This window comes from Streptomyces sp. NPDC001002 (genome assembly GCF_053599215.1).
On sequence record NZ_JBSFLV010000234.1, the window covers coordinates 1 to 10,368 of the forward strand.

The following is a 10,368-nucleotide window of genomic DNA, read 5'->3' on the forward strand; positions in this document are numbered from 1 at the left end:
TTCTCGCCGGTGGTGTGCCCGGCTGCACCAAGCAGGCCTGCGACTTCACGGACAACCTGGAGCTGCTGACCGGCGCGGGGCTCCGCCCCCTGGACCCCCGATCGGCCCTGAACGGGCCTCGTCCTCAAACGCCGGACGGGCTGAAAAGACACACCCCTGCCCGACCGCCGGAGGCACCCCGTACGCCCACCTGGCCGTCCCCAGTTCGACACGCCCATAAATGTCCTCTTTTGTATGGATATCGGACAAGATCGCCGATCATTCCTCACTCACTGGAGGGCGCTGTGCGGCCGGAGGGCTACGACTACGACACCCACAGCCGACTGGCCGGACCGCTCATGGAGCCGTCCGCCGGGGCCTATCGGGTGCAGTACACCTCGCTCCTCTCGCGCGAGCCCCACCGAATACGTGCCGTCCTGCTGATGAGTCTCGCGCCGCTGCTCACCGCGGCCCTGCTTGTCTACCTCGTGTGGCCCACCCACTGGGTGGAGCGCGAGGGCGGGGCCGAGTGGATGGTCGGGCTCGATATCGCGATGCTCGTCGCCATCGGGCTCATCGAGCTGTTCATGGTCGTCAATGTCGCCTCCGTCGCCCACGCCACCCTCGTCGCCCGCGACCCGGTCCCGGTGGTTCCGGAAGCCGGCACCCGGGTGGCCTTCCTGACGACCTACGTTCCGGGCAAGGAGCCGCTCTCCATGGTCCGCGCCACCCTTGAAGGGGCGGTGAGGATCACTCACACCGGGCCGCTGGATGTATGGCTGCTGGACGAAGGGGACGACGCGCAGGCCAAGGCGCTGTGTGCCGAGCTCGGCGTGCGGCACTTCACTCGGCATGGGGTTCCCGAGTGGAATCGGCCCAAGGGTGTGCACAAGGCCCGGACCAAGCACGGGAACTACAACGCGTGGATCGCGATGCACGGCGACGAGTACGAGTTCTTCGCCTCCGTGGACACCGACCACGTCCCGCACCCCGACTTCCTGCTGCGGATGATGGGGTACTTCCGCGACCCGGACGTCGCCTTCGTCGTCGGGCCCCAGGTGTACGGGAACTACCACAACCCCGTCACCAAGGCCGCCGAGTCGCAGCAGTTCCTCTTCCACGCGCTGATCCAGCGGGCCGGCAATCGGTACCGCGCGCCCATGTTCGTCGGTACCAACAACGTCGTACGGATCTCCGCCGTCAAGCAGGTCGGCGGGCTGTTCGACTCCATCACCGAGGACATGGCGACCGGGTTCGAGATCCACCGGCACCGGAATCCGATCTCGCGCAACCACTGGCGGTCCGTCTACACGCCCGACGTCCTGGCCACCGGCGAGGGCCCGGCCTCCTGGACCGACTTCTTCACGCAGCAGATGCGCTGGTCGCGGGGGACGTACGAGACGCTCTTCAAGCAGTACTGGAAGGCGCCCTTCACGATGCCTCCCGGGCGGCTGTTCTCCTACACCCTCATGCTCGTGTACTACCCGATGACGGCCGTCAACTGGCTGCTGGGCATCATGAGTTGCTTCCTGTTCCTGTGGTTCGGGGCCTCCGGCACCCAGGTCTCCGCCTCGGTGTGGCTGATGCTCTACAGCGACGCGGCCGCGCTCCAGATCGGGCTCTACCTCTGGAACCGCCGCCACAACGTCTCCCCGCACGAACCGGAGGGCTCGGGCGGACTGGCCGGCATGGCGATGTCCGCCCTGTCCGCGCCGATCTACCTCAAGTCCTTCGGCGAGGCCCTCATCCGCCGGCCCTCCCGCTTCGTCGTCACCCCCAAGGGCGGCGCCAGCGCGGACCGGCTGGCGACCTTCCGTATCCATCTCTTCTGGGCGACCTTCCTCGGCACCTCCCTGGCCGCCTCCGTCGTCCTCGACCACACCCACGCGGCCATGCGCACCTGGGCCGTCCTGGCCATGGCGATAGCGCTGGCGCCGGTCGCGGTGTGGTGCTCCACGCTGCTCAAGGAGCGGCGCGCGCGGCAGTCGCCGCACCGGTCCGCGCTCAGCGTCGAGAGTGCCGAACCGGCGCTCGCGACCAGCGCCGCCGGTCCCTCCGTCTCCGGCTCCGCGACAGGAGGCAACTAGGCCATGGCCTACCAGCCGTCCCAGAAGACCAAGAAGACCGTCCTGGGGATCGGGGGCATCGCCATCCTGGCGGGCCTGAACGCCCCGGCCGCATTCGACTTCGCGAGCGAGAAGTACCACGAGTACGAGATCTCGCGGCCCGAGTACAAGGCGAAGTACGGCTCCTGGAGTCAGATCGACATCCCGGAGCAGTACCGCACCAACGCCATCCACGCGGCGCTCCTGCACACAGGCAAGGTGCTCATCGTGGCCGGCTCGGGGAACGAGCAGAAGAAGTTCGACAAGGGGTCATTCGACACCGTCCTTTGGGATCCGAAGGCCAACACCTTCAAGAAGATCCCGACCCCCGACGACTTCTTCTGCTCCGGGCACGCCCAACTCCCCGACGGCAGACTCCTGGTGGCCGGCGGCACCGCCCGCTACGAGCGGCTCGACGGGGAGGTGCAGCGGGCCGGCGGCGGGATGCGCGTGAAGAACGAGAACCCCGACAAGGCCATGTTCCTCAAGAAGGGCACCCGGTTCAGATCGCCGGCCGGCGTCGAGTACGTCAGCCGTTTCGACGTCACCGTGCCCAAGGCCAAGCGTGCCTTCAAGGTGACGTACAACGCCCGCGGTGTGATGCAGCCCTGGCGCACCAGCGTCACCGCGAGCGAGGTCCGCGTCTTCGTCGAGGCCGTCGAGACGGGACCGCTGTCCGCCACGGACAAGCAGTCCCAGTACGACATCGAGGGGTTGACCGGCAAGGACGCCAACAACACGTACGGGCTGAGCGAGAAGATCACGCTCGACAAGCAGGACTTCCAAGGCATCCGTGCCGCCTACGAGTTCGACCCCAAGGCCGAGCGGTACATCCCCGTCGACCCGATGCAGAAGGCCCGTTGGTACCCGACCCTCGTCGGCCTCGACGACGGACGGGTCCTCGCGGTCTCCGGTCTTGACGACGTCGGCGTCATCGATCCCGGTGACAACGAGTACTACGACCCCAAGACCAAGAAGTGGTCGCCGGGGCCGAAGCGGTACTTCCCGACGTACCCCGCGCTCTTCCTCACCAAGGGCGGCAAGCTCTTCTACCCGGCCTCCAACGCCGGTTACGGGCCCGCCGAGAAGGGGCGCGAGCCGGGACTGTGGGACCTGAAGACCAACACCTTCACCAAGGTGCCCGGGCTGCGCGACCCGGACGAGACCGAGACCTCGTCCTCTCTCCTGCTGCCGCCCGCGCAGGACCAGAAGGTGATGATCATGGGTGGGGGCGGGGTCGGTGAGTCCAAGCGGTCGACGCCCCGGACCGCGGTCGTCGACCTGAAGAAGGACAACCCCGTCTTCAAGGACGGCCCCAACCTCCCGCAGGGCACGCGGTACTTGAACAGCGTGATCATGCCGGACGACTCGGTCTTCACCACCAACGGCTCCGAGGACTACCGCGGCCGCGGCGCCAGCAACATCCTCAAGGCGCAGTTCTACGACCCCAAGGCCAACGCCTTCCACGAGGCGGCCGACCCCGCGGTGGGCCGCAACTACCACTCCGAGGCGCTGCTGTTGCCCGACGGCCGGGTCGTCACCTTCGGCTCGGACCCGCTCTTCGACGACCAACAGAACACGAAACTGGGCCACTTCGAGCAGCGCATGGAGATCTTCACCCCGCCCGTCGTGCACCGGGGCGCCGCCACCCGGCCGGTCCTGGAGGACGGCCCGCAGGAACTCGACCGGCACCACCGGGCCACCTACCGGACCGATCACCCGGAACGGGTCGTCAAGGCCCGGCTGATGCGGCCCAGCGCGGTCACCCACACGACCGACGTCGAGCAGCGCTCCATCGAGCTCGGCCTGACCAAGGACGCGCACGCGGTCACGGTCGACGTGCCGAGCGACCCGGCGCTGGTACCGCCCGGCTGGTACATGCTCTTCGTGACGGACGCGCAGGGCACGCCGTCCGAGGCCAAGTGGATCCAGGTGAAGTGACGACCTGAAGTGACGACCAGAAGTGAACGCCGGTGCTACGCCTTGGAGTTGCGAGCCAGCTCCAAGGCGTACTCCGGCCACCACTGCCCCGCGTCCGGACCGCCCTCGCAGGTTCCGTCCGACTCACCGGGCCGCTTGACCCAGAGGTAGGCGTCCACGGCCTCCTGGCCGGTGTCGGTCGTCGGGCGGGTGCCGAGCGCGCGGCCCGGCGGGTTGCACCAGGCGCCCGGCATCGGCCCGTTGCCGTTGCGGCTGGTGTCGACGACGAAGTGCTTGCCGCCCAGATCGCGCGAGAGCTGGAGGCCGTACTTGGTGGTGCGGTCGTCGGTCTGGAAGTTGGAGACGTTCAGCGAGAAGCCGTCGGCCCGGTCGATGCCGGCGCGCTTGAGCGGGTCGACCAGCTTCCACGGCTCGCGGATCCAGGACGGGTTGCCGGCGTCCAGGTACACCTTGGTGTTCGGCTGCTGCTTCAGCCGGTCGATCGCCTCGCTCAGCAACTGCTCGCGCTCCTCGTGGTATTCACCCGGCGTGCAGCCGTCCACGATGTGCGCGACCGCGTCCGGTTCGAGCACCACGAGCGCCTTGCTGTCCCCGAGCGCGTCCGCGAACTGCCCGATCCAGGCCCGGTAGGCGTCCGCGTCCGCCGCCCCGCCCGCCGAGTGCTGACCGCAGTCGCGGTGCGGGATGTCGTACGCCACGAAGAGCGCCGTCCGGTCCTCCGAACTCGCGGACGCGGTCGCCGTGCGCACGGCCGGGCCCGGGTCGAGCTCGCCGGCCGGCCACAGCGCGACGGGCTCGTCGGCGATCCGGCCGAGCAGTGCGGCGTCCTGCTTGCGGCCCTGGCGCTGCCACATCGCGATCTGCTGGGCGGCCGGGCTCTCGGGGTCGACCCAGAAGGCGGTGGACGTCTTGGCGCGCGCCTTGCCGGAGGCGGCACCGGCGACGGAGGCCTCGTCGACGCCGGACGACGAACAGCCCGCCGCGAGCCCGAGGACCGCGAGAGCCGCGAGGGTGTGGATCAGCCGGGACATGCCGCTCCCTGGGGCGAGGTGACGGAACGTCAGCGATCGTCCCATAAAGGGATCTAAGGACACGGAACCGACATGGCCGCCATGGGCCGTCGCCGTCAGCCGTCCCCCGACACCAGCGCGATCCCCAGCGGCGTCCGCTCGTACAGCACCTGATGGCCGTACCGCCGTGCCGTCAGCAGTCCGGCGTCCCGCAGCAGGGTCAGATGCGCCGAGACCGACGACGGGGCGAGGTCGAGGCGGTGGGCGAGGGCGGCGGTGGAGGCGGGTTCGTCGAGGGCGGCCAGGACGGTGGCTCGGCCGCGGCCCAGGAGTCGTAGCAGGGTGTCGGGGGTGCGGTCGGCCGGTTCGGCCCACAGGCCGCCGATGCCGCGGGCCGGGTAGGCGAGGGTCGGCTGCCAGGGCGGGTCGAAGGTGCTGACCACGTCCGGCCAGATGAAGACGCTCGGCATCAGCATCAGACCCTGTCCGCCCAGCCGCCGCTCGTGCTCCAGGTTCATGTCGACGGTCAGGGTGCCGGCCTGCCAGCCGAACCGCCGGTTGATCTCGGGCAGCAGCCCACCGAGCCCGACCTCGGCCAACCGGCGTGAGTGGAAGGCGACATCGGCCTCCAGCAGGGTGCGCAGGCGGGGCCAGTCCGGGGCGATCAGCGCGCGCCAGGCCTCCTCCATCGCGTCCGCCAGCTCCCGGACCATGCCCACCGGATCCCGCAGCCACCTCCTGGCCTGCGGGGAGTCGAGCGCGCCCGGGGTGTCGGCCAGCGACTTGGCGGTGTCCGCGCGGGCCGTGACCGGGTCGGTCGCCCGTACCGCCGCGATCTCCTCCTCGAACGTGGCCGCGGGCCCGATCGGCGGCGGGCACAGCCAGTCCGGACAGTGTCCCCGGCGCGGCATCAGCAGCCACAGATCCGTGAGGTCGAGCCCGGCCGCCACCTTCTCCATCCGCCTCAGCCAGTGCGCGTGATACCCCTGCCGCTCGGGCCGCTTGAGCATGCGCACCACCTCCTGCGTCTCCCACAGCGGAGACACCGCGAAGCGACAGCGCAGGAAGTCGTCCTCCCCGAAGTACAGACGCGACGGCATGCTCTCTCCCTCCCCAACATTCGGCGGGCACCGAATCTCTATCCTGCCCCGCCCCGGCCGAGCACGCTGCTGCCCATGCCAGACCAGTCCGCCGGCACGACCACCCGGCCCGCACCACCGGCCCCCACGGGATACGCCCGTGTCTTCGCCGTCCCCGAGTTCCGCGCCGTCTTCGCCGCGCACGCCCTCTCCCTGCTCGGCGTCGTCGTCAGCGAGATCTCGCTCTCCGTCCTCGTCTACGACCTCACCGGCTCCCCCCTGCTCAGCGCCCTCACCTTCGCGCTCGGCTTCCTGCCGTACGTCGTCGGCGGGACCCTGCTCGCGGGCGTCGCCGACCGCTTCCCGGCCCGGCGGGTCCTCGTGGTGTGCGACCTGGTGTGCGCGGCCTGCGTCGCGCCGATGGTGCTGCCCGGCGCGCACATCGGCGTCCTGCTCGCGCTGCGCTGCTGCGTGGCCGTCGTCTCGCCGGTGTTCCAGGGCACTCGGATGGCGACGCTGGCCGACATCCTCGGCGACGGCGACCTGTTCGTGCTCGGCCGCTCGCTGCTGCGGATCGTCTCGCAGAGCGCGCTGCTCATCGGGTACGGCCTGGGCGGCCTGCTCCTGATCGTCGTATCACCGCGGCACGCGCTGCTGATCACGGTCGGCACCTTCTGCGCCTCCGCGCTGCTGCTCCGCCTCGGCACCCGGCGCAGGCCGGCCCGGGCGGGGGTCGGGAACGCCCTGGTGCGGGACGGCCTCAGGGGCGCCCGGCAGGTCCTCGCCGACCGCCGCGTACGCGCCCTGCTCCTTCTCTTCTGGATCCCGCCGATGTTCTCGGTCGCGCCGGAGGCGCTGGCCGCTCCCTACGCCGCCGAACTGACGGCCGGTTCCGTGGGTCTCGGCCTGCTGATGTGCGCGCTGCCGGTCGGCACCATCGCCGGCGAGCTGTACGCGGGATCCCGGCTGCGCCCGGCCGCCCGGGAGCGCATCACCCTCCCGCTGGTCTGCTGCACGCTGCTGCCGTACGCCGGTTACCTGTTCCGCCCGGGCCTCGCGGTCTCGCTCCTTTTCCTCCTGGTCTCGGGCGCGGGATCGGCGTACACGCTGGGACTTGACCAGTGGCTCGTGCGGGCCGTGCCCGACGAGCTGCGGGGGCGGGCGATGACCCTGCTCACCGCCGGGCTGATGACGATTCAGGGAGCGGGGATGGCGCTCGCCGGGGTGGTCGCGGAGTTCGCCGGAGTACGGGCGACCGTGGCCGGTGCCGGGGTGGTCGGCGCGGTGTGCTGCACCCTGCTGGCGGCGGAGGTGGTACGCACCCGACCGAAAGGCGAGACGGGGCTGACCACCATATGACCGGCCGGTAAGGTCGTTGCCGTGCCGAAGCCGCTCAGCCTTCCCTTCGACCCCATCGCCCGTGCCGACGAACTCTGGAAGCAGCGCTGGGGAAACGTGCCCTCGATGGTCGCCATCACGTCGATCATGCGCGCCCAGCAGATCCTGCTCGCCGAGGTCGACGCGGTGGTCAAGCCCTACGGACTCACGTTCGCGCGGTACGAGGCGCTGGTGCTGCTCACCTTCTCCAAGGCCGGCGAGCTGCCGATGTCGAAGATCGGCGAGCGCCTGATGGTGCACCCCACCTCGGTCACCAACACCGTCGACCGCCTGGTGCGCTCCGGCCTGGTCGACAAGCGGCCCAACCCCAACGACGGGCGCGGCACGCTCGCCACCATCACCGACAAGGGCCGAGAGGTCGTGGAGTCGGCCACGCGGGATCTCATGGCGATGGACTTCGGGCTCGGTGCGTACGACGCCGAGGAGTGCGCGGAGATCTTCGCGATGCTGCGCCCGCTGCGGATCGCGGCGAGCGACTTCGACGAGGCGTAGGGCTCTTGTGACGGCCTCCTAGGGGTGCCGGAAGATCGCGCGAAACGGGTGGTTACGCTCGTAGCCATGAAAAAGAGCGTGCTGACCCGCTACCGCGTCATGGCCTACGTCACCGGTGTGCTGCTGGTCCTGCTGTGCCTGAGCATGATCGCCAAGTACGGCCTGGACGTCGACGGGGCCGCGGACTTCACCCGCGTCGTCGCCATCGCGCACGGCTGGCTCTACGTGGTCTACCTGGTCTTCGCCTTCGACCTGGGCTCCAAGGCCAAGTGGCCGGTCGGCAAGCAGCTGTGGGTCCTGCTCGCCGGGACCATCCCGACGGCCGCCTTCTTCGTGGAGCGGAAGATCAGCCACGAGCTGGAGGGCAAGGTCGCCGAGGCCGCCCCGGCGCCCGTCAAGGCGTAACACTCACCGCCGTGCGACATGCGTACGGCGGTCAGCCATCGACATTTACTAGGACGTCCTAGTAAATTCGAAGGTATGGACGCTGACGCCATCGAAGAGGGCCGCCGACGCTGGCAGGCCCGGTACGACGCCGCACGCAAGCGTGAGGCCGATTTCACGACGCTCTCCGGAGACCCGGTCGAGCCTGTGTACGGGCCGCGGGCGGGTGATGCGTACGAGGGGTTCGAGCGGATCGGCTGGCCGGGGGAGTACCCCTTCACGCGTGGGCTGCATCCGACCGGCTATCGAGGGCGGACGTGGACCATCCGGCAGTTCGCCGGGTTCGGGAACGCCGAGCAGACCAACGAGCGGTACAAGATGATCCTCGCCAACGGCGGCGGGGGTCTGTCCGTGGCGTTCGACATGCCCACGCTCATGGGGCGCGACTCCGACGACCCGCGCTCGCTCGGCGAGGTCGGGCACTGCGGGGTCGCCATCGACTCGGCCGCCGACATGGAGGTCCTGTTCAAGGACATCCCGCTGGGCGATGTGACGACGTCCATGACCATCAGCGGGCCGGCCGTCCCGGTCTTCTGCATGTACCTCGTCGCCGCCGAACGGCAGGGCGTCGACCCGGCCGTCCTCAACGGCACGCTGCAGACGGACATCTTCAAGGAGTACATCGCGCAGAAGGAGTGGCTCTTCCAGCCGGAGCCCCATCTGCGGCTGATCGGCGACCTGATGGAGTACTGCGCGACCGGGATCCCCGCGTACAAGCCGCTGTCCGTGTCCGGGTACCACATCCGTGAGGCCGGGGCGACGGCCGCGCAGGAGCTGGCGTACACGCTGGCGGACGGGTTCGGGTACGTGGAGCTGGGGCTCAGCCGCGGGATGGACGTGGACGTGTTCGCGCCCGGTCTTTCCTTCTTCTTCGACGCGCACCTCGACTTCTTCGAGGAGATCGCCAAGTTCCGGGCGGCGCGGCGGATTTGGGCGCGGTGGATGCGGGACGTGTACGGGGCGAAGACCGACAAGGCGCAGTGGCTGCGGTTCCACACACAGACGGCGGGGGTCTCGCTGACGGCTCAGCAGCCGTACAACAACGTGGTGCGTACGGCGGTGGAGGCGCTGGCGGCGGTGCTGGGCGGGACCAACTCGCTGCACACCAACGCGCTGGACGAGACGCTCGCGTTGCCGAGTGAGCAGGCGGCGGAGATCGCTCTGCGGACGCAGCAGGTGCTCATGGAGGAGACCGGGGTCGCCAACGTGGCGGATCCGCTGGGTGGTTCGTGGTTCGTGGAGCAGTTGACGGACCGGATCGAGGCGGATGCGGAGAGGATCTTCGAGCAGATCAAGGAGCGGGGGCTGCGGGCGCATCCGGACGGGCGGCATCCGATCGGGCCGGTCACGTCCGGGATCCTTCGCGGGATCGAGGACGGGTGGTTCACGGGCGAGATCGCCGAGTCGGCGTTCCAGTACCAGAAGTCCCTTGAGAAGGGGGACAAGCGGGTTGTGGGTGTGAACGTCCACACCGGGTCTGTCACGGGGGACTTGGAGATTCTGCGGGTCAGTCATGAGGTGGAGCGGGATCAGGTGCGGGCGTTGGGGGGACGGCGTGCTGATCGGGACGAGGCTGCTGTGCGGGGGGCGTTGGACGCGATGCTGGCGGCTGCTCGGGATGGGTCGAACATGATCGGTCCGATGCTGGATGCTGCGCGGGCTGAGGCGACGCTGGGGGAGATCTGTGGGGTGCTGCGGGACGAGTGGGGGGTGTACACGGAGCCGGCTGGGTTCTGAGGGTCGGTTGGTTGTGGGCGAAGGGCGGGTGGGTCGCGCAGCCCGGCGCTGACGGGGTGCCGCCTGCGCCCACCCGTGCCGCCCCAGCGGCACGACTGCCCGCACCTCGGCGAGTTCACAGGGGGGACTTTGCACACTCGGGAGGCTATCCCGTACACGAAACGCGCAGGTTAAGTGCGACTC

At 69.6% G+C, this 10,368-nt stretch carries 8 protein-coding genes; 6 read left to right on the plus strand and 2 right to left on the minus strand.

Annotation, left to right across the window (positions count from 1 at the left end; all coding sequences use genetic code 11):
* The first annotated feature begins 284 nt into the window (after positions 1-284).
* Both ACWDR3_RS45720 and ACWDR3_RS45725 read left to right on the plus strand, forming a co-directional pair.
* Positions 285-2,066 carry a glycosyltransferase family 2 protein gene (locus ACWDR3_RS45720; RefSeq protein WP_450358619.1) on the plus strand — a complete coding sequence of 594 codons (1,782 nt, stop codon included), beginning with the start codon at positions 285-287 and terminating at the stop codon, positions 2,064-2,066.
* Between the two features lie 3 nt (positions 2,067-2,069).
* Positions 2,070-4,025 carry a galactose oxidase-like domain-containing protein gene (locus tag ACWDR3_RS45725; RefSeq protein ID WP_450358620.1) on the plus strand — a complete coding sequence of 652 codons (1,956 nt, stop codon included), beginning with the start codon at positions 2,070-2,072 and terminating at the stop codon, positions 4,023-4,025.
* A gap of 35 nt (positions 4,026-4,060) precedes the next feature.
* Here the strand turns inward: ACWDR3_RS45725 and ACWDR3_RS45730 are convergent, their stop codons facing one another.
* Complete coding sequence (locus ACWDR3_RS45730) at positions 4,061-5,056, minus strand: glycoside hydrolase family 6 protein (RefSeq protein WP_450358621.1); 996 nt, start codon at positions 5,054-5,056, stop codon at positions 4,061-4,063.
* Positions 5,057-5,151: 95 nt separating this feature from the next.
* Positions 5,152-6,135 (minus strand): DUF5937 family protein, encoded by a 984-nt coding sequence (locus tag ACWDR3_RS45735; RefSeq protein WP_450358622.1) that lies wholly within the window; start codon positions 6,133-6,135, stop codon positions 5,152-5,154.
* Positions 6,136-6,210: 75 nt separating this feature from the next.
* On the opposite strand from ACWDR3_RS45735, the gene ACWDR3_RS45740 reads away from it, so the two are divergent.
* The 4 genes from ACWDR3_RS45740 to ACWDR3_RS45755 all read left to right on the plus strand — a co-directional run bounded on the left by ACWDR3_RS45740 (position 6,211) and on the right by ACWDR3_RS45755 (position 10,185).
* Positions 6,211-7,473, plus strand: a complete 1,263-nt coding sequence (locus tag ACWDR3_RS45740) for an MFS transporter (protein ID WP_450358623.1) — start codon at positions 6,211-6,213, stop codon at positions 7,471-7,473.
* 21 nt (positions 7,474-7,494) lie between these two features.
* The gene (locus ACWDR3_RS45745; RefSeq protein WP_123997681.1) at positions 7,495-8,004 is read left to right on the plus strand and encodes a MarR family winged helix-turn-helix transcriptional regulator; all 510 of its coding nucleotides are present in this window, start codon (positions 7,495-7,497) and stop codon (positions 8,002-8,004) included.
* Positions 8,005-8,070: 66 nt separating this feature from the next.
* Positions 8,071-8,409 carry a DUF3817 domain-containing protein gene (locus ACWDR3_RS45750; RefSeq protein WP_450358624.1) on the plus strand — a complete coding sequence of 113 codons (339 nt, stop codon included), beginning with the start codon at positions 8,071-8,073 and terminating at the stop codon, positions 8,407-8,409.
* Positions 8,410-8,484: 75 nt separating this feature from the next.
* Positions 8,485-10,185, plus strand: coding sequence for an acyl-CoA mutase large subunit family protein (locus tag ACWDR3_RS45755; RefSeq protein ID WP_450358625.1), 1,701 nt, complete (start codon positions 8,485-8,487; stop codon positions 10,183-10,185).
* Positions 10,186-10,368 lie beyond the last annotated feature (183 nt).

Coding starts and splice junctions, on each gene's coding strand:
- ACWDR3_RS45750 (WP_450358624.1), top strand. CDS start 8,071: ATGAAAAAGAGCGTGCTGACCCGCTACCGCGTCATGGCCTACGTCACC.
- ACWDR3_RS45740 (WP_450358623.1), top strand. CDS start 6,211: ATGCCAGACCAGTCCGCCGGCACGACCACCCGGCCCGCACCACCGGCC.
- ACWDR3_RS45725 (WP_450358620.1), top strand. CDS start 2,070: ATGGCCTACCAGCCGTCCCAGAAGACCAAGAAGACCGTCCTGGGGATC.
- ACWDR3_RS45730 (WP_450358621.1), bottom strand. CDS start 5,056: ATGTCCCGGCTGATCCACACCCTCGCGGCTCTCGCGGTCCTCGGGCTC.
- ACWDR3_RS45755 (WP_450358625.1), top strand. CDS start 8,485: ATGGACGCTGACGCCATCGAAGAGGGCCGCCGACGCTGGCAGGCCCGG.
- ACWDR3_RS45735 (WP_450358622.1), bottom strand. CDS start 6,135: ATGCCGTCGCGTCTGTACTTCGGGGAGGACGACTTCCTGCGCTGTCGC.